We start from the raw sequence: 18,438 nt of genomic DNA, 5'->3' as shown, positions 1-18,438 counted from the left end.
CGCCCGTTCACCCCCCTGCCGCATCCTCGCGCCCTTCGAAGGAAGAGCGCGCGATGGACGGTTTCCCCCCTTCCGCAATGCGGGTCCCGCCGGGGCAGGCGAGCTCGCAGCCCGCCACGCCCGAGCGCGTGGTGCAGCTTGCCGATGCCGCCGCCGCCCTCGCCGCGGCGAAGGTGCGGGCCATCCAGGCCATCACCGGCCAGACCCGCATCCTCGCCCTCAACGCGACTATTGAGGCGGCGCGCGCAGGCGATCAGGGCCGCGGCTTCGGGGTCGTCGCCGGGGAGGTAAAGGCCGTCGCCACCGAGGTTGCCCGCCTCGCGTCCGAGATGGAGACCGAGCTGGGCGACGCGCTGGAGGGCCTGCGCGAGCTCGGCACCCGCATGGCCGCCGAGGTGCGCGGCCAGCGCCTGACCGATCTCTGCCTCAACGCCGTCGAGATCATCGACCGCAACCTCTACGAGCGCACCTGCGACGTCCGCTGGTGGGCGACGGACGCCGCCGCCGTCTCCCTCTGCGCCGAGCCCGACCCCGCCCGCGTGGCAGAGGCCGAGGCGCGGCTCGGCGTCATCCTCTCGGCCTATACCGTCTATCTCGACCTCTGGATCGCCTCGCCCGAGGGCCGCGTCCTCGCCCATGGCCGCCCCGACCGCTATCCCGGCCTGCGCGGCCTCGATGTCTCGAACGAACCCTGGTTCCGCCAGGCCCTCACCTCCGCCAGCGGGGACGACTACGCGGTAGCCGACGTCACGCGCTGCGCGGCCCTCGGCGGCGCGCCCGTCGCCACCTACGCCGCCGCCGTGCGGGAGGGCGGCACGGCGCACGGCCGCCCCATCGGCGTTCTCGGCATCCATTTCGACTGGGAACCCCAGGCCCGCGCCGTGGTGCGCGGCGTGCGCCTCTCGCCGGAGGAGAGCGCGCGCTCCCGCGTCCTCCTGCTGGACGCCCGCGGCCGCGTCCTCGCCGCCTCCGACGGCCGGGGCGAACTGTCGGAAATCCTCGCCCTCGACCGCCGCGGCCAGCGCAGCGGCGTGCGGGAGGCTCGGGAGGGCGGGCTCGTCGCCTTCCACCTCACCCCCGGCTACGAGACCTATCGCGGCCTCGAATGGGCGGGCGCCATCGTCCAGGCGCCGCCGGCCGGGTAGGCCGCGCCCTACTCCGCCGCCACGGCCACCGGCGCCCGTGCCCAGAGCTCCGGCCGCAGCTCCTCCGGCCGGTCGGGGAAGAGCAGCGCGCAGAGGAGGGTGATCAGCCCGAAGCCCGCCAGCACGACCATCACCGCGCCGAGGTTGCCCGTCGCGTCGTGCAGGTACCCGATCGCCGGCGAGGCCGCCGCCGCGCCGAGGAAGCCCACGAAGAAGCGGATCGAGTAGAGCTTCGCCCGTAGCGCCGGCGCCACGTAGCGCGCCGTCATCGTCTCGTTCACCGTCACCTGCCCGAAGATCGCTGCGGCCGACACCGCCGCCACCGGCAGCACCATCCAGCCCTGCAGGAAGGACAGCGCCAGCAGTGCCGGCACCAGCGCGAGCGCCAGGGGCAGGAACACGCGCTTGAGCGTCGTGCGGTCGATCAGCCGCCCCACCGTGAACTGCGTCAGCCCGCCGAACAGCGTGGCCGCGAAGGCGAGCGCGCCGACCAGCGGAAGCAGCCCCGGGCTGTCGGCCATCCGCTCCTGCATCAGCTTCGGCACCAGCAGGGTGAAGGCGTTGAACACGAAGCCTGTCGAGACCGCCATCAGCAGCAGCGAGACCACCGCCTGGCGCACCACCGCGCGCGGGATCTCGGGGAAGGGCCGGGCGCCCTTCGCGTGCAGGCGGGCATCATAGGGCGCCTCGCGCAGCCACATCACGCCGATCACAATCGAGGCGAGCCCCGGCACGATGAAGGCCCAGCGCCACCCCGCCTGCGCCACCAGCAGCGCCGTCAGGATCGGCGCGAAGGAGACGCCGAGATTGCCGAAGACGCCGTTGTTGCCCATCGCGCGCCCCACGCGCTCGCCGGCCGCCTCCACCAGCATCGCGGTGCCGATGGGGTGGTAGATCGCGTTGAACAACCCGGCCAGCGCCAGCGCCGCCGCCAGCCCCCAGGGCCCCGACACCGCCCCCGCCAGCACCAGCGACCCGCCGACGCCGAGGAAGAAAGCCGCCATCATCGCGTGCCGCCCCAGCTTCTCGGCCAGCCAGCCCATGGGCAGCGAGCCCATGCCGTAGAGCACGAACATCCCCGTGCCGAGCGCGAGGATCGGCCCGTACTCCGCCCCGAAGGTCGCGCCGTCATGCAGCACCATGCCGAGCACGGCCGTCGCCAGGATCAGCAGCATGTAGTGGCAGACGACATGGGCCGCGTTGATGAACCAGATCTGCCGCGTGGCCGGGTCCTGTGGCATTCGCATCTCTCCCTGGGTTCAGCCTATCCTGGCCGGAAGGAGACGTTCGGCCATATGCTGTCGAGAACCGGCCAAATCCCCTCTGCCCGCCACCCCCTGCCGCAAGACGCCGTGGACCGCCCGCTGGCCGCCTTCCGGCGCGACTACGCGGACGGCGAATCGACGGGCCGGCATAGCCACGCCCGCGCCCAGCTCCTCTTCTCCCTCAGCGGCGTCATGCGGATCGCGACCGACGCCGCGAACTTCGTCGTCCCCTCCGGCCGCGCCCTCTGGGTTCCCGCCGGGGAGCCGCACAGCGTCCTCGTCGCCGGCACCGTCCGCATGCGCGCCCTCTTCCTGCGCGAGGACGCGGCGCGCGCCGGGCCGCCGGGCGTCACCGTCATGGCCACCTCTCCCCTGTTGCGGGAACTCATCCTCGCGGCCTGCGAGGAACCCCTCGAATGGGACGAGCACGGCCGCGGCGGCCATCTCGCGGCCCTGCTGATCGATGAGATCCGCCGCGCCCCCGCCCTGCCCTTCGGCGTGCCCGAGCCGCGCGAACCCCGCCTTGCCCGGCTTGCGGCAGCGCTGCGGGCCGATCCCGCCTCCCCCCTCTCGCTCGAGGACTGGGCGGCCCGCATCGGCGCCTCGCCCCGCAGCCTCTCGCGGCACTTCCGCGCGGAGACCGGCCTCTCCTTCGGCGCCTGGCGCCAGGCGCTCCGCCTCGCCGAGGCCGCCGCCCTCCTCGCCCAGGGCGTGCCGCCGGCACGCGCGGCGGCCGCGGTCGGCTACGCCTCCGCCCCCGCCTTCGGCGCGGCCTTCCGCGCGGCCTTCGGGGTCACGCCGCGGGGAAGCGAAGGCAGGACGGCCCAGGATCGCCAGTAGAAGAAGTACAAGGCGGCACAACCTTCAGGAGTATCGCCGTCCTTTATTATAAAGTTGCAATACTTCCCTGGTGCGCGCGGCAGCGATGACAGCAACAGCCCGTCATGCTACGAATTCGCAACGATGTGACAGGACTGCGGCTTCATCTCCGTGGAAAACGCCGCGGCCGCGGTCCTCCGCTCACCGGATCCCAGAGGACGATGCTGGATGCTGAGCGACCAGGAAATTCGCGACGCCTACGTGTTCATTCTCGGCAGGGTGCCGGAAAGTCCTGAAATCTACCGCCAGAACCGCGAAGTCCCCGATCTCAACACCTTCCGCGAGACCCTCCTCCGGTCCGAGGAGTTCCGCGAACGCTACGCCGCCAATGCCAAGCCCGTCGCCCACTTCGCCTTCGCGCGCAACCCGGCCAGCTCCTCGCGAACCACGCCGGACATCCTCGACCGGTTCTTCCAGCGCATGCAGCAGGAATGGACCCGCTTCGGCCAGGAGGACCCCTACTGGTCCATCCTTACCCATGACCGCTTCAGAACCGGCAACATCGCGGCGAACCGGGACGAGTTCTACGCCACCGGCCTCGACGATGTCCGCGCCTTCCAGGCGGCGCTCCTCCGCAACAAGCTGGCCATCAGGCCCGGCAGCGTCTGCGTGGAACTCGGCTGCGGTGTCGGGCGCGTCTCCATGCACCTGGCGCCGCTGTTCCGCACGCTGCACGGCTACGACATCTCGCCCGGCAACCTCGCGATCGCGCAGCAGCACCTCGGCAAGCTGCGCATCGGGAACGCGGAGTTCAGTCTTCTCCGCTCCCTCGCGGACTATGCCGAACTGAAGCCCTTCGACGTCTTCGTCTCGAGCATCGTCCTGCAGCACAACCCGCCGCCGGTCTCGCGCTGCATCCTCGAGCACGTGACGACGCGCGCCAACCCCGGCGCCGTCCTCTTCTTCCAGATCGTCACCTACGGCTCGCAGTACCGCTTCGACGCGAAGGAATACCTCGCCTCCCCTCCGGGCGGCATGGAGGTCCACGCCCTTCCCCAGGCAGAGGTCTTCGACATCCTCCGCCGCGGCAACTGCCACGTCATCGAGGTGATGGAGGACAACGCGGTCGGATCGGAACTCTTCCTCTCGAATACCTTCGTGGCCGCGAAGCGCTGAAGCGTCGCTGCCCGCGGCCGGGCGAACCCTCAGCCGGCCCGCTGCATGGAAGCGCCGGGCCGGCGGAGCGTGGGGTCGAAGGGGTTGGAGGCGTCGCCGATCGCCGCCGCCTCCCGCTGCAGCATCTCCGCCATCGCCGCCCGCCGTTCCGGCGTGAGGCGCTCCAGCGTTGTCCCGATGCTGAGCGCCGCGATCACCTGCCCGGTCCTGTCCCGGATCGGCACCGCCAGGCCCGAGCTTCCGGGGATGAGGCCGTTCGCGACGTCGCAGTAGCCCTTCCGGGCCGTGTCCAGCAGGGCGGTCCGCAGCGCCGTCTCCTCCAGCCCGCCCCGCTCCCGGATGAGGGGAAGGTTGTGCCGCACGACCTCCTCCTGCTCCCCCGCCGGAAGGGAGGCGAGGATGGCCGTGGACCCCTGCCCCAGGCCGAGCGGCACCTTGCCCCCGATATCGCCGGTGAGGGAGCGGACCGGCAGCACGCCCTCGCTCCGGTCGATGAGGACAGCATCGTAGCCGGACCGCACCAGCAGGAAGACCGTATCCTCGAAGGCCGCGGCCACGCGCAGCATCGCGGGTCGCCCGAGGTCGCGCAGGTTGGACGGGTTGCCCGCCCGCGCGGCCAGGCAGAAGAGGTCGAGGCCCAGCCGGTAGGTCCGGCCCAAGGGCCCGTCCTCCACCAGCCCCTCCCCCTGCAGGGTCCTGAGGATGCGGAGCGCGGTGGGCTTCGGAAGGTCCGCCGCCTCCGCGATATCGCTCAGCCGCAGACCATCGGGCCCCGCTGCGGCCAGAGCCCGTAGGATCGCCACGGCCCGGGACAGCACGCCGTCCCGCCCCTCCGCCGCCGGCACCTTCCCCATCACGCCCTCACTTTCACTGAATGGAACTTTCCTACCACCACTTTCATTCAGTGAAAATAATCGTTGATGCCGTCCGGTACGATAGCTAGAGAGGCCGAGGGGGCGTGCGGCTGGCGAACTCCTCCCGGTTGCTTGCCGCCAGGAGAGGCGCCGATGCCGTCGAACGTGGATCCCGTCCAAAGCGACCCCGCGCTGCCCGCCGAGGCCGACGTGGTCGTCATCGGCGGCGGCATCGCCGGCATCGCCGCGGCCTACCACCTCGCGCGAAAGGGCCTCTCCGTCGCCGTCCTGGAAAAGGGCCGCATCGCCGCGGAGCAATCCAGCCGCAACTGGGGATGGTGCCGCCAGCAGAACCGCGACGAGCGGGAACTTCCCCTGGCGCGCTACAGCCTCGACCTCTGGGGCCGGCTGGCGGAGGAGATCGGCGCGGATCTCGGCTTCCGCCGCACCGGCCTGCTCTACGTCACCGATCGCCCCGCGGACCTGGAGGCCTGGGAGCGCTGGTCCGAGCTCGCCCGGAGCTACCAGGTGGAGAGCAGGATGCTGACGGCGCAGGAAGCCCAGGCGATGACGCCCGGCTGCGCCCGCCCCTGGATCGGCGGCGCCCATTCCCCGACCGACGGCCGCGCCGAACCCTCGATGGCCGTGCCCGCCCTCGCCGAGGCAGCGCGCCGGCTGGGCGTCACCATCCACCAGGGCTGCGCCGTGCGGACCCTCGAACGCACCGGCGGCACCCTCTCGGGCGTGGTGACGGAAGCGGGCCGGATCCGCGCGGGGGCCGTGCTCTGCGCGGGCGGGGCCTGGACATCGCTCTTCCTGCGCCACCACGGCATCGCCCTTCCCCAGGCCGGCGTGCGCTCCACGGTCTTCGCCACCACGGCGGCACCCGCGGTGACTGAGGGCGGGCTCTCCACGCCGAACTACGTCATGCGCCGCCGGCTCGACGGCGGCTACACCGTCGCGATCCGCGGGCGCGGCACCATCGAGCTGACGCCGCAGGGCTTCCGCTACGCCCGCGAGTTCCTGCCGATGTTCCTCAAGCGCCGCGAGGCCGGCGTGAAGGTCCGGATGGGCCGGTCCTTCCTCTCCGGGCCGGAAGCCCTCGCCCGCTGGACACCGGACGGGATCTCGCCCTTCGAGCGCACGCGCGTGCTCGACCCCGGCCCGGACATGGCGACGGTGAACGAGGCGCTGTCGATGCTCGTGGAATCCTACCCCGCCCTGTCCGGGATCGGCATGGCCCATGCCTGGGGCGGCTGGATCGACAACACGCCGGACGCCGTCCCAGTCATCTCGCCCGTCGCCGCGCTGCCCGGCCTCTTCCTCTCGACCGGCTTCAGCGGCCACGGCTTTGGCGTCGGGCCCGGCGCGGGGCGGCTGGCGGCCGACCTGATCGCCGGGGACGCGCCGGTCGTCGATCCCGCGCCCTTCCGCTTCTCCCGCTTCAACGACGGCTCGGACCTCCGCCCGGCCGCGATGTGACGTCCGCTCCCCCCCAAGCTGAAGGTGATCAGATGCTGAAGCATGTCATGGCGATCCTGGCCTCGGGGCTGATCGGCCTCGGGGCCGCCGCCCCGGCCGCCGCGCAGGGAACCGGCTCCGCCACCCTCGACGCCGTCCGGGCGCGGGGGATGCTCAACTGCGGCGTGTCCGGGGAATCGCCCGGCTTCTCCTTCCCCGACAACCGCGGCGTCATGCGCGGAATCGACGCGGACGGGTGCCGCGCCCTCGCCGCCGCGACCCTCGGCGACGCCGAGAAGGTCCGCTACGTCCATCTCAGCACGGTCAGCCGCTTCACCGCCCTCCAGGCCGGCGAGGTGGACGTCCTGATCCGCAACACCGGCTGGAGCCTGACGCGCGAGGCCAATCTCGGCCTTCTCTTCGCGGCCCCGAACTTCTGGGACGGCACGAGCATCATCGTGAAGACGTCCTCCGGGGTCACCTCGGTCTCCGGGCTGGGCGGCGCGTCGATCTGCGTCGCCAGCGGCACGAGCACCGAGATCAACCTCGCCGACTGGGGCCGCGCCAACCGCATCGAGTACACGCCCGTCCTCATCAGCGACGTTAACCAGCTGCGCGACGCCTTCCTGAACGGCCGCTGCGACGCCTACGCCACCGACACCTCCCAGGCCGCCGCCTTCCGCTACCGCCAGGGCCCCCAGGCGGGCGAGCTGACGATCCTGCCCGAGCAGCTCAGCTTCGGCCCGATCGCGCCCATGGTGCGCAAGGGTGACGACAAGTGGTTCGATATCGTGCGCTGGGTGCAGTACGCGCAGCTCCACGCCGAGAACCTGAAGGTGACGAGCGCCAACGTCGACACCTTCGGCGGCGCCTCCAACCCCGACATCCGCCGCCTGCTCGGCCTCGAGGGCGGCCTCGGCCAGGCGCTCGGGCTGGACAACCGTTGGGCCTATTTCACCATCAAGCAGGTGGGCAACTACGGCGAGGTCTTCGAGCGCAACATCACCCCGCTCGGCCTCGCGCGCGGGCACAACGCGCTCTGGACCGCGGGTGGGTTCCAGTTCGCGCCGGCCATGCGTTAAGTCGGGTGCAGCGCGGGTGGCACCAGAGAGGGCTCAGCCCTCTCCGGACCTCTCCCGCCAGGAGCCTGAGGCCCCTGGACCCCCTTCGGGCTGTCGCGGAACCTTCCTGTGAATGCCGTCGCCTCGGGTCCCTGACCCGAGGCGCACCAGCCGCCCAGCACTTCGAACTCGAAGAAGAAGATGATGGAGAGGGGTCCGGGGAGAGGAAGAATTCCTTCTTCCTCTCCTCGGGGCAGCAAGCGCCACCCGGCGGGCGCTAAACCCCCTTCAGCACCGCGCGCAGGATCATCGCAACCGCGCCGAGCGCGAGGATGCTCACGGCCCAGAGCCCCACGAACCAGAGCAGGCGCCGCCCCCACATCTCAGTGGTAGCCGCTCTCATGCGTCACCTTTCCGCGGAACAGCCAGTAGACATAGCCGGTGTAGGCCAGAATCACCGGGATCAGCACCGCGGCGCCCACCAGCAGGAAGCCCTGCGAGGCCGGCGGCGCTGCTGCTTCCCAGATGTTGAAGGCGGGCGGCACGATCATCGGCCACATCGACACGCCGAGCCCGGCATAGGACAGCGCGAAGAGGCCGAGCGCGAGCATGAAGGGCCGCGCGTCCACCATCCCGCCATGCCCGGTATCCTCGGCCAGCGCGTGGAAGAAGCGCCAGATGAGGAAGGCCACCAGCAGCGGCACCGGCGCCGCGAGGAGCAGGTTCGGAAAGCTCAGCCAGCGCGCGGCGAAGGCCGGCTGCAGGAAGGGCATGATGGCGGAGACAAGCGCGATCGCGCCCACCGTCGCCACTGCGAAGCGCCAGGCGAGCGACGCCGCGCGCGTGTGCAGCGGCCCTTCCGTCTTCCACAGCAGCCAGCAGGCGCCGAGCAGCGCGTAGCCCACCATCAGCGCCACCCCCGTCAGCACGGAAAAAGGCGAGAGCCAGTCCCACCACCCGCCGGCATAGGCGCGGCCCACGACCTCGATCCCCTGCACGAAGGCGCCGAGCGCGATCCCCTGCATGAAGGCCGCGAGCATCGACCCCCAGGAGAAAGCCCGGTCCCACCAGAGCTGCTGGGTCTCGTTCTCCGCCCGGAAGCGCATCTCGAAGGCCACGCCCCGGAACACGAGCGCGAGCAGCATGAGGATCAGCGGCATGTAGAGCGCCGGCAGCACCACCGCATAGGCGAGCGGAAACACCGCCAGCAGCCCGCCGCCGCCCAGCACCAGCCAAGTCTCGTTGCCGTCCCACACGGGGGCCACCGTGTTCACCGCCACGTCCCGCTCCGCCTTCTCCGGCATGAAGGGAAACAGGATCCCGATGCCGAGGTCGAAGCCGTCCATGCAGACGTAGAAGAACACGGCTAGCGCGATCAGCACCGCCCAGATCAGCGGCAGCCAGAAGGCCCAGCCCGTCAGCGCCTCTTCCATCGCTCCTACTCCGCCGGCTGGATGGCGGGCGCGGCACCCGGCGCCGCGGAGGGCGCGGGCGTGATCCCTGCCGTGCGGATCGGCTGGCCGGAGGGCGGCGCGCCCTCTTGCGGCCGCGGCGTCTGCTGGAACAGCTTGAACAGGTACCAGATACCCGCCCCGAACACGACGAAGTAGACCACCACGAAGGCCGCAAGCGAGGTCGCGACCGCCGGCAGCGCGATCGGCGAGGCGCTGTCAGCCGTGCGCAGCATCCCGTAGATCGTGAAGGGCTGCCGCCCCGCCTCGGTGACGATCCACCCGGCGGTCACGGCGAAGAGCCCCGCCGGCCCCATCGCGATCGCGGCCCGCAGCAGCCAGGGCGTGGTGTAGAGCCGCCCGCGCAGCCGCATCACGCCGCCCGCCACGCCGAGCGTGATCATCAGCAGCCCGAGTCCGACCATCACGCGGAAAGCCCAGAAGACAAGCGGGATGTTCGTCGGCCAGTGGTCGCGCGGGATGTCGTTCAGCCCGCGCACCTCGCCGTTCCAGTCATGCGTCAGGTAGAGGCTGGCGAGGTTCGGAATCGCGATCTGCATCCGCGTCTCCCCCGCCTCCGCGTCCGGCAGGCCGAACAGGATCGAGGGCGCGCCGCGCTCGGTTGGGAAATGCCCCTCCATCGCCGCCACCTTCGCCGGCTGGTGCTCGTAGGTATTGCCCCCGTGCAGATCGCCCAGCACCGCCTGGATGGGCGCCACGATGAGCAGCATCCACATCGCCATCGAGAACATCAGCCGCGCGCGCGGATTGGGCCCCGCCTCGCTCGCCTCGCGCCCGCGCTCCGCCCCGGCGCTGTGCGGGGCCGGCTCGGTCGGGACGGTCCCGCTCATCACGCCGTGCCCGGCGGCCGCCGTGCCGGTGCTGGCCGTCATGCGGGCACCCGACGCGCTCTCCATGCCCGCATCCCGCCGCGCGAACCGCCCCTGCCGCTCCCGCAGCAGGTGCCAAGCGCCCACCGCCCCCACGATCAGCGCCGTCGTCAGGTAGGCGCCCGTGACGGTATGCGCGAGGCGATAGGGAAAGGAGGGATTGAAGATCACCGCCCACCAGTCCTCGGGCACGAAGCGCCCATCCGGCAGCAGCGCGTAGCCCGCCGGCGTGTGCAGCCAGGAATTGGCCGAAAGGATCCAGAAGGCCGAGAAGAAGGTGCCGGTCGCCACCAGGGCGGTGGCCAGCATGTGCAGCCCCTTGCCCACCCGGTCCATGCCGAAGAGCATGACGCCGAGGAACCCGGCCTCCAGGAAGAAGGCGGTCAGCACCTCGTAGCCCATCAGCGGCCCGATCACAGCGCCGGCCTTGTCCGACAGCACCGACCAGTTCGTGCCGAACTGGTAGGACATCACGATCCCCGACACGACGCCCATGGCGAAGGCGACCGCGAAGATCTTCAGCCAGTAGCGGAAGGTGTCGAGATAGACGGCCTTGCCCGTCCACAGCCACAGCCCCTCGAGCACCGCGAGATAGCTCGCGAGCCCGATGGTGAAGGCTGGGAACAGGAAGTGCCAGACGACGGTGAAGGCGAACTGGAAGCGCGCGAGGTCGAGGGCGCTCGGCAGAAGGGCGTCGATCATGGGGCACGGACTCTCCTGGCGGAGAGGTGGGAACGACCGCCCGGGGAACCAAGCAGTTACGCGTGGCCGCTCAGCCGCCCCGCGAAACCCTTCCGTGCTCGACCTCGATCCGCGTGACGCCGACCACCGAGCGGATATTCCCTGCCACCAGCTCCACCACCGACTCCGGCAGCACCGCCGCGATCTCCACCCGCATCGCCTCGCCTTCCCGCGCCGCGCGGAACCGCTCCGGCGTCACGTCGCGCTTGGCCAAAGGCTGCAACAACCGCGGCAACAACCCGGGCGAAACCTCCGCACGGACAAGATAACGCACGGCCAGCACGCGCTCCTCCGCCTCGGCGGAAAGGGACGCAGGCAGAAGGGCACCGGGAAGGGCATCGAACATGGGGAAAATCTCTCTCGAAGGGGGGCGGAGGGCTCTGGCCCGGCCGCCCGCCCGCGACGCGGGGCATCGCCCGCGTGCCGGTCAGACGACCGGGAGGGTAATTCGGGGCATTCGGCGCCCGCCCTGAGTTCGAAGAGAAACCATGCGCCCCACCCTATGGCCGCTGTTGGGGAAGGCAAGCGCCAAGTCGCGGGGCTGCCATGCGCGGTGCGAGTGGCCTTGGGAGGGAGAAGGAATTCTCCCTCCCAAACCCTCCCTCATCTTTCTTTGTCTGGCTGACGCGAAAGGCTGAACAGCCGACCCGCCGACAAGAAAATCCGCCCAGCGCCGGCCCTGATCATCGTATCCGCGACAGCCAGAACGCTGGGGTCTGGGGACCCCCGTTGGGGTCCCCAGCGGAGGGGCCGGGGAGGCAGAGCCTCCCCGGGGCCACCAGCGCCGACCTCAGGCCGCGATCGCCGCCGCGTCATCTTCCGGCGTCGGCTCGGGCGTCTTGCGCCAGGGCGAGTTGATCTGGATGCCCTCCGCCTCGAAGCGCGCCTGGATGCGGCGATAGAGCTCCCGCGCCACCGGGTAGCGCTGGGAGGGATCGGTCTTCATCCGCGCCCGCATCACCACGCCCGTCTCCAGCAGCTTGTCCACGCCCATCACATCGATGTCGTCGCGGATGACGGCGGCCCAGCGCGGCTCCGCCCGGATCTCGGCGGAAATCTCCTTCAGCACCTTCGCCACACGGTCCGTGTCCTCGCCATAGGCGAGCGAGAGGTCCAGCACGGCGAAGGCGAAGTCGCGCGTCATGTTCGTGACGGAGGTCACGGTGCTGAAGGGGATGATGTGCAGCGATCCGTCCAGCGCCCGCAGCCGGATGCTACGGATGGAGAGCTGCTCCACCACGCCGGTCATGGAGGCGATCTGCACCGTATCGCCCACCGCGACGGCGTCCTCCAGCAGCAGGAACATGCCGGTGATCACGTCCTTCACCAGCGTCTGCGAGCCGAAGCCGATCGCCACGCCGACGACACCGGCACCGGCGATCAGCGGCGCCACGTTTACCCCGATCTCACTCAGGATGTTCAGCGCCACGAAGATCATGATGATGATCAGCAGCGCGGTGCGCAGCATCGGCAGCAGCGTGCGGATGCGGGCCGAGCGCGCCGCCTGCGTATCGCGGGAAAGCTTCGTCAGCCGCCGCTGGATGGCCGCGTTCGTCACCTCCCACACCGTGATCGCCGCCAGCACCGTCAGCCCGATGGAGACGAGGCTGCCAAGCAGCCGCGCGCCGAGCTGCCCGCGCCCGAACCAGGCGAAGGCGTCGATCCCCCAGGTCTCCAGCAGGAACAGGAAGGCGATGAGCATCACGATGCCCGAGACGATGCCCTTCAGCACCGGCAGGTAGCGGTTGGCCCGTTGCTCCAGTCCCGGATAGCGGCGCGCGAGGTCCGGCGTGATGCGGAAACCTCGCTCCAGCAGCCGCCGCAGCCCCTCGTCCACCAGCTTGGCGACCGCCAGCACCGCCAGCGTCATCGCGCTCGCCCGCAGCAGGCGGGGGAAGCCGTCCCGCACCTCCAGCGCCCAAACCCCCCAGAGCGCGAGGAGATAGAGGATCGCCAGCACGTGCCAGATCTCCGCCAGCCGGTCCCGCAGCGCGCGGAACAAGCGGCGGGAACGGTCGGGGTGGTCGCCCGGCTTCAACTCCGGCGCGCGCAGCTTGTCCGCCACCGCGTGCCGGTTCTGCATCACCACGATGATGAGGAACAGCGAGACGATGAGCAGCGAGAGCCGCGTGATCGCGTCGTAAACGGCCCAGGGCACGCCGAACAGCAGCCCCGCCTCGGCCACCGCCCAGCCCACCACCAGCACCGCCACGATCCGCCGCAGCCACACCGTGATGTAGGCCGCCGTCTCGTCCTGCATCGGCACGAGCCTGAGATGCGCCGAGTTGGGTGAGAACAGCATGCGGGAGGCGAGCATCACCGCGCGGATCGCGATGTAGGCGTTGTTCGCCAGCAGCAGCACCAGCTCCGTCGTCGGCAGCGGCTGCACCGCGCGGATCAGCCCGTAGGAGATGATCGCGAAGGCCCCGATCGGCAGCAGGTCGAGCGCGAGCCGCGCCAGCACGAAAGGAAGGCGCCGCAGCCAGTTCCACACCGTGGCCCGGCCGGGCTTGGGCGCGTCGGGCGCGCGCGCGTCCAGCCGGTCCCGCCAGCGCGCCAGGCCCCGCCAGACGATCCACTCCGCGATCAGCCCGAGGCCGAACAGCAGCGCGAGCTTCCAGGAGGCATCCACCACCCGCGCCTGCGTCACCGGGTCGCGCGCGACGCCCGAGGCCCAGGAGACGATGTTCGGCAGATCCGTCACCGCCTGCACGCCCGAGACGATCTGGTCCGACAGCAGCGCCAGCCGCTGGGAAGCGCCCATCATCAGTTGCGCGCCGAGCGTGTTGGGCGCGAGCAGCCCCGCATCCGCCGGCGCCTCCGCCGGGGCGGCGGGCGCCCCGCCGGCCGGCGCCGCGGCGCCAGGGGCGGCCGGCGTGGCAGCCGGCGTGGCCGGGGCCGCGGGCGCGGCCGCCCCATTCGGCGCCGCGCGCGACATCGCCGAGAGCGCCTCGAGGTTTCGGATCAGCTCCCCCCGCCGCGCGTCGTCGCGCAGCAGGCCGAGCAGCCGGTCCGCCTCCGCCCCCGTCGCCGGCGGGGCCGCCCCCGTCGCCGGCGAGGCCGTCGCGGGCGCCGTGCGGGCCGGCGCCGGCGCCTGGGCAAGGGCCTCCCCCCCGAGAAGGGTGAGCAGCGCAACAAGGAATGATAGGGCACACCTCATGATCGGGTTGGACCCCACCGCGTCCGCCCAGGTCAAGCGCCCTTGGGCGCGGCCTCGCGGATCGCACCGCGCAACCCTCTTCCGCGCGCATCCCCCGTGCGCCCCGCCGCGCCCGGTGCTAGAGGGCCGCCCTCCCCGACCGGGGAGATGGGGCATGGCCGCGCTCGCGCCGGTCCGGATGGCTGAAGGGACAGTTGGCGCATGGCGGGTCAGGACGGCGTGAACACGGGCGGCGTCGGCAAGAGGGCGCCCCGCGGCGCCGGCCCGAAGGGCGGCGGCCCGCGCGGACCCAAGGGCGGCCCGCGCGGCCGCAACCGCATCCCCAAGGGCCGCCCGCTCGACGGCTGGCTGATCATCGACAAGCCCACCGGCATGGGCTCCACCGACGTCGTGACGAAGCTCAAGCGCGCCTTCGACGCCCAGAAGGTCGGCCATGGCGGCACGCTGGACCCGCTGGCCACCGGCATCCTGCCCATCGCCTTCGGCGCGGCCACCAAGGCGGTGCCCTACGTGATGGACAGCACGAAGATCTATCGCTTCACGCTCAAGATGGGCGACGAGCGCGACTCCGACGACGCCGACGGCAAGACCATCGCCACCTCCGACCACCGCCCGACCAACGAGCAGATCGAGGCGGCGCTCCCCGCCTTTCGCGGCGACATCATGCAGGTCCCGCCCATCTACTCCGCCATCAAGGTCGGAGGCGAACGCGCCTACGACCTCGCGCGGGAAGGCCAGGCCGTGCAGCTCGCCGCCCGCCCCGCCCGCGTGGACCGCTTCGAGCTGGTAGAGCGCGTGGACGACGACACCGCCATCTTCCACGTGGAAAGCGGCAAGGGCGTCTACATGCGGTCGCTGGCCCGCGACCTCGCGCGCGCCGCCGGCACCGTCGGCCATATCGCGGCGCTCCGCCGCCTGCGCGTCGGCCCCTTCCGCGAGGAGCACGCGATTCCGCTGGACAGCCTCATCGTTACGGGGGATACCCCGCCCCCTTCCCCGGCGCTTCTGCTGCCGGTGACGACCGCGCTGGACGACATCCCGGCCCTGGCCGTCACCGACGCCGAAGCCGCCCGTCTCTCGTTCGGCCAGGAGATCTCCCTGGTCGAGTTCATGGGCCGGGTTCCTCAGGCGGCCCGGCCCGATGGTGGCCTCGTCCGCGTGCTGGTGGGGGAGCGCCTGATGGGATTGTGCAGGCTGGGGGATGGATTGATCCACCCCGAGCGCTGGCTCGCCCGCGGCGGATCCTGAAGCCCCCTACCTTAGGATATCCCGATGTCGATGATCACCCCCGAGCGCCGCCAGGCGCTCATCCAGGAATACGCGACCGCCCCCGGCGACACCGGCTCGCCCGAGGTGCAGGTCGCCCTGCTCTCCGAGCGCATCTCGTCGCTGACCGAGCACATGAAGGCCCACCCGAAGGACTTCCACTCCCGCCGCGGCCTCCTCGTGCTCGTCGGCCAGCGCCGCGGGCTGCTCGACTACGTGAAGAACAAGAACCACCAGCGCTACGAGAGCCTCATCGGCCGCCTCGGCCTGCGCCGCTAAGACGCGGCCGACCACGACCGGCAAAGGGGAGGGCAGCGATGCCCTCCCCTTTTTCGTGCCGCGCCAGCGCTCCCGGAGAGGGCGCTGCCCTCTCCGGACCTCCTGGGTGAACGCGCAACGTTCATCCCGCCCCGCCAAGGGCCTGACGCCGTTGGATCCTCATCTGGCTGGCGCGGAACCTTCCTGATCGTTCAGTCGCCTCGGGTCAGTGACCCGAGGCGCACAGACCGCTCAGTGATTCAGATTTGAAGAAAAAGATGATGGTGAGGGGTCCGGGGAGAGGAAGAATTCCTTCCCTCTCTCCCCGGGGCAGCAAGCGCCGCCGGGGCCCTTACCGCTGGCCCCGCCGCTGTGCCGCGACAGCTCCCGCCGGAGCCCCCACGCGCGTCGCCTGATCGTCACGCGCTCCCGTGATGTTCCCCGCGCAGGTCCCGTTCTCCGCCATCAGCCGGTAGCCGGAGGCCGTCGGCCCGCAGGCGCGGATCAGGTCGTCGCGGTGCGAGCCGCGGGCGTCGAAGACGTCACGCACGAACTTGTCCACCTCGGTATTCGCCTGCGCCCGGTCGGCCGGGGCTTTCGGCGAGGCGGCGATGCAGGCCCGCCAGGCAGCGACCGCGTCGTCGCAGGTTGCGTCCCCGGTGGAGGGCGGCGTGGTCGAGTTCGCGATCGCGCGGGAGCGGAGCTGGGTCTGCGCCTGCGCGGAGGGGGCGAGAAGCAGCACCGAGAGGGCGAGGAGGAGCAGACGCATCGGGAGGGGTTCCGTTCGCTTCGCGGGGCCGCGCCGCGCGTCCGGGCCGGGCGGCTTCCCAGGGCGCGGGGCGGCTGCCCGCGAGGTGGAATGACGCCGAAGACCCTAGTCTTTCGCATCGTTTCCGTCACGCGACATTCCCCGCGCCGTCGCCACCCCGTCTCAGCGTGTTACCGGCGCGACACCCTTGCGCGCCACCGCCCGATACCTTCGCACACCATCGGCACGACACCGGCCCCTGGCGCCGTTGCGCGGGCGCGCGCATATCCGGCGCATGGCCGACCCCTCCTCCCCATCCGCCCCCGCCGCGTCGCCCGGCGGGCCTACGGCCTCGTCCCGCGGGCCCGTGGCCTCGACCGGCGGGCTGGAAGCGGATCTCCTGCTCGACCGGCGCCGCCTCAAGCGCAGCCGCGGCCTCTGGCGGGCGCTCGCCGTGCTCGTCGTGATCGCCGGCGCCGCCCTCGCCTTCGCCGGCACGCGCGGGAACGGCCCCTCGGCCCTCGCGGATCTCGGCCTCGGCGGCCCGCACCTCCTGCGCCTGACCGTCTCCGGCACCATCACCGACGACCGCCCGCTGCTGGAGGCGATCGATCGCGCCAGGAAGTCCTCCTCCGTGCGCGGAATGCTGCTCACCGTGGACAGCCCCGGCGGCACCGTGGCCGGCGGCGAATCGCTCCACGCCGCCCTCACCCGCTTCCGCGATGCCGGCAAGCCCGTGGTCGCCCTTTTCGGCGGCACCGCCGCCTCCGCCGGCTACATGATCGCCATGCCCGCCGAGCGGATCTTTGCGCGGGAGAGCAGCGTCACCGGCTCGATCGGCGTGCTGCTGCAGTCCTTCGACGCCCACGAGACCCTCGAGCGCCTCGGCGTCCGGGCCGAAACCATCGCCTCCGGCCCGCTGAAGGACCAGCCCAGCCCCTTCCGTCCGCTGAGCGAGGAGGGCCGCGCGGCGCTCACCGCCGTCGTCTCCGACCTGCACGCCATGTTCATCCACATGGTCGCCGAGGGCCGCCACATGCCCGAGGACCGCGTCCGAGCGCTTGCCGACGGCCGCATCATGACCGGCCGCCAGGCGCTCGCCGCCGGCCTCGTGGACGCCATCGGCGGCGAGCCCGAGGCGCGCGCCCACCTCGCCGCCGCCCACAACATCCCCGCCGACATGCCCGTGCGCGACCTCCGCGCCCGCGACCTGCGCGAGCGCGCCTTCGGCGCCTCCTTCGGCGAGGCGCTGGGCAGCGGCGTGGCTTCCGTGCTGCGGGGGGCCCTGAAAAGCGTGATTTCAGAAGGGCTTGGCGTTGACGGCGCCTGGGCGGTTTGGCAGCCTTCCGGACGATGAGGGGCACCCTGCCCCCAGAGGACCGCCGCCCCCGATGACCGCACCCATGACACGCGCTGGATGACCAAGTCGGAGCTCATCGCGGCCCTCGCCGCCGCCAACCCGCACCTGCGCCAGCCCGACGTGGAGCTGATCGTGGCCACGATCTTCGAGGAGATCACGGCCGCCCTCTCCCGCGGGGACCGCGTGGAGCTGCGCGGCTTCGGCGCCTTTTCCGCGAAGAAGCGCGACGCGCGGACGGGGCGCAACCCGCGCACCGGCGAGTCCGTTGCGGTCTCCGGCAAGGCCGTCCCCTACTTCAAGCCGGGCAAGGAACTGCGCGAAAGGGTCAATGGCGGCCCGCTCCAGCAGTCCCGCCGCGTCGCCGCCGCCCGCGACTAGACCCCCCACCCGGGAGCTACCCCCATGCTGCGCTGGCTGCTCATCGCGCCCCTGCTGATCGTCCTCATCCTCTTCGCCGTGTCGAACCAGCAGCCGGTGGGGGTGTCGCTCTGGCCCTTCGACCTCACCTGGCAGGCGCCGCTCGCGACGGTCGTGCTCCTCTTCGCCGCCGTCGCCTTCCTCCTCGGCGCCTTCGTCTCCTGGGCCGCCGGGGCCCCTGCCCGCCGCCGCGCCCGTGCCCGCATCCGCGAGGGTGAGGCCGCCCAGGCCGAGCTGAACACCCTCCGCGCCCGCGAGGCCAAGCGCGTGGAGGCCGAGACGGTCGCCCGCGACGAGGCCATGTACGCCGACAACGGCAGCCGCGCGGTCCGCCTGGCCAGCTGACCGGGCCCGCGGCCGGTCATC

The 18,438-nt window shown here is 71.6% G+C and carries 18 protein-coding genes; 10 read left to right on the top strand and 8 right to left on the bottom strand.

Annotated elements, in window-relative coordinates:
* The first annotated feature begins 53 nt into the window (after positions 1-53).
* Positions 54-1,145, top strand: coding sequence for a methyl-accepting chemotaxis protein (locus BO39_RS16095; protein ID WP_156963712.1), 1,092 nt, complete (start codon positions 54-56; stop codon positions 1,143-1,145).
* An 8-nt stretch (positions 1,146-1,153) separates the two neighbouring features.
* Here BO39_RS16095 and BO39_RS16090 read toward each other — a convergent pair whose 3' ends face one another.
* Positions 1,154-2,386 carry an MFS transporter gene (locus BO39_RS16090; protein ID WP_043835173.1) on the bottom strand — a complete coding sequence of 411 codons (1,233 nt, stop codon included), beginning with the start codon at positions 2,384-2,386 and terminating at the stop codon, positions 1,154-1,156.
* Positions 2,387-2,440: 54 nt separating this feature from the next.
* Between BO39_RS16090 and BO39_RS16085 the strand changes: the two genes are divergently transcribed.
* Together BO39_RS16085 and BO39_RS16080 are read left to right on the top strand one after the other, a co-directional pair.
* Positions 2,441-3,250, top strand: a complete 810-nt coding sequence (locus tag BO39_RS16085) for an AraC family transcriptional regulator (RefSeq protein ID WP_043835170.1) — start codon at positions 2,441-2,443, stop codon at positions 3,248-3,250.
* Between the two features lie 207 nt (positions 3,251-3,457).
* Positions 3,458-4,405 (top strand): class I SAM-dependent methyltransferase, encoded by a 948-nt coding sequence (locus tag BO39_RS16080; protein ID WP_043835167.1) that lies wholly within the window; start codon positions 3,458-3,460, stop codon positions 4,403-4,405.
* A 29-nt stretch (positions 4,406-4,434) separates the two neighbouring features.
* Here the strand turns inward: BO39_RS16080 and BO39_RS16075 are convergent, their stop codons facing one another.
* On the bottom strand, positions 4,435-5,259 hold the full coding sequence (locus BO39_RS16075) for an IclR family transcriptional regulator (protein ID WP_052402182.1): 825 nt from the start codon (positions 5,257-5,259) through the stop codon (positions 4,435-4,437).
* Between the two features lie 153 nt (positions 5,260-5,412).
* On the opposite strand from BO39_RS16075, the gene BO39_RS16070 reads away from it, so the two are divergent.
* A complete protein-coding gene (locus BO39_RS16070; protein ID WP_043835165.1) occupies positions 5,413-6,741 on the top strand; it encodes an NAD(P)/FAD-dependent oxidoreductase in 1,329 nt (442 codons plus the stop codon).
* A 32-nt stretch (positions 6,742-6,773) separates the two neighbouring features.
* Positions 6,774-7,802 carry an amino acid ABC transporter substrate-binding protein gene (locus BO39_RS16065; protein WP_052402181.1) on the top strand — a complete coding sequence of 343 codons (1,029 nt, stop codon included), beginning with the start codon at positions 6,774-6,776 and terminating at the stop codon, positions 7,800-7,802.
* A gap of 256 nt (positions 7,803-8,058) precedes the next feature.
* On the opposite strand, the gene BO39_RS31155 is transcribed toward BO39_RS16065, so the two are convergent.
* The 5 genes from BO39_RS31155 to BO39_RS16045 form a co-directional block, all read right to left on the bottom strand.
* Entirely contained in the window at positions 8,059-8,184 is a 126-nt protein-coding gene (locus BO39_RS31155) for a DUF2474 family protein (protein WP_084698163.1), read from the bottom strand.
* A complete protein-coding gene (gene cydB, locus BO39_RS16060) occupies positions 8,165-9,214 on the bottom strand; it encodes a cytochrome d ubiquinol oxidase subunit II (protein WP_043835163.1) in 1,050 nt (349 codons plus the stop codon). The genes BO39_RS31155 and cydB overlap by 20 nt, the downstream gene beginning before the upstream one ends.
* A 5-nt stretch (positions 9,215-9,219) precedes the next feature.
* Positions 9,220-10,824, bottom strand: a complete 1,605-nt coding sequence (locus BO39_RS33655; protein WP_043835161.1) for a cytochrome ubiquinol oxidase subunit I — start codon at positions 10,822-10,824, stop codon at positions 9,220-9,222.
* Positions 10,825-10,894: 70 nt separating this feature from the next.
* Positions 10,895-11,209 (bottom strand): hypothetical protein, encoded by a 315-nt coding sequence (locus tag BO39_RS16050; RefSeq protein WP_245615195.1) that lies wholly within the window; start codon positions 11,207-11,209, stop codon positions 10,895-10,897.
* A 444-nt stretch (positions 11,210-11,653) separates the two neighbouring features.
* Positions 11,654-14,059: a mechanosensitive ion channel domain-containing protein gene (locus BO39_RS16045; RefSeq protein WP_052402180.1), complete on the bottom strand. Its 2,406-nt coding sequence runs from the start codon at positions 14,057-14,059 to the stop codon at positions 11,654-11,656.
* A gap of 165 nt (positions 14,060-14,224) precedes the next feature.
* Here BO39_RS16045 and truB point away from each other — a divergent pair, with 165 nt between their 5' ends.
* Both truB and rpsO read left to right on the top strand, forming a co-directional pair.
* The gene (truB, locus tag BO39_RS16040; protein WP_084698162.1) at positions 14,225-15,271 is read left to right on the top strand and encodes a tRNA pseudouridine(55) synthase TruB; all 1,047 of its coding nucleotides are present in this window, start codon (positions 14,225-14,227) and stop codon (positions 15,269-15,271) included.
* Between the two features lie 24 nt (positions 15,272-15,295).
* Positions 15,296-15,568: a 30S ribosomal protein S15 gene (rpsO, locus tag BO39_RS16035; RefSeq protein WP_043835158.1), complete on the top strand. Its 273-nt coding sequence runs from the start codon at positions 15,296-15,298 to the stop codon at positions 15,566-15,568.
* A 331-nt stretch (positions 15,569-15,899) separates the two neighbouring features.
* Here rpsO and BO39_RS16030 read toward each other — a convergent pair whose 3' ends face one another.
* A complete protein-coding gene (locus tag BO39_RS16030) occupies positions 15,900-16,316 on the bottom strand; it encodes a hypothetical protein (RefSeq protein ID WP_043835156.1) in 417 nt (138 codons plus the stop codon).
* 274 nt (positions 16,317-16,590) lie between these two features.
* Between BO39_RS16030 and sppA the strand changes: the two genes are divergently transcribed.
* From sppA to BO39_RS16015, 3 genes are read left to right on the top strand one after another with little or no spacing between them, the layout of a single operon-like run.
* A complete protein-coding gene (gene sppA / locus BO39_RS16025; protein WP_084698161.1) occupies positions 16,591-17,652 on the top strand; it encodes a signal peptide peptidase SppA in 1,062 nt (353 codons plus the stop codon).
* Between the two features lie 60 nt (positions 17,653-17,712).
* Positions 17,713-18,033: an integration host factor subunit beta gene (gene ihfB, locus BO39_RS16020; protein ID WP_043835153.1), complete on the top strand. Its 321-nt coding sequence runs from the start codon at positions 17,713-17,715 to the stop codon at positions 18,031-18,033.
* Positions 18,034-18,057: 24 nt separating this feature from the next.
* Positions 18,058-18,417 (top strand): lipopolysaccharide assembly protein LapA domain-containing protein, encoded by a 360-nt coding sequence (locus BO39_RS16015; protein ID WP_084698160.1) that lies wholly within the window; start codon positions 18,058-18,060, stop codon positions 18,415-18,417.
* Positions 18,418-18,438 lie beyond the last annotated feature (21 nt).

Origin of the sequence: Roseomonas aerilata DSM 19363, assembly GCF_000711725.1 — a bacterium.
In the GTDB taxonomy this organism is placed as follows: domain Bacteria; phylum Pseudomonadota; class Alphaproteobacteria; order Acetobacterales; family Acetobacteraceae; genus Roseomonas; species Roseomonas aerilata.
This window is presented reverse-complemented; position numbering and strand designations above follow the sequence as displayed.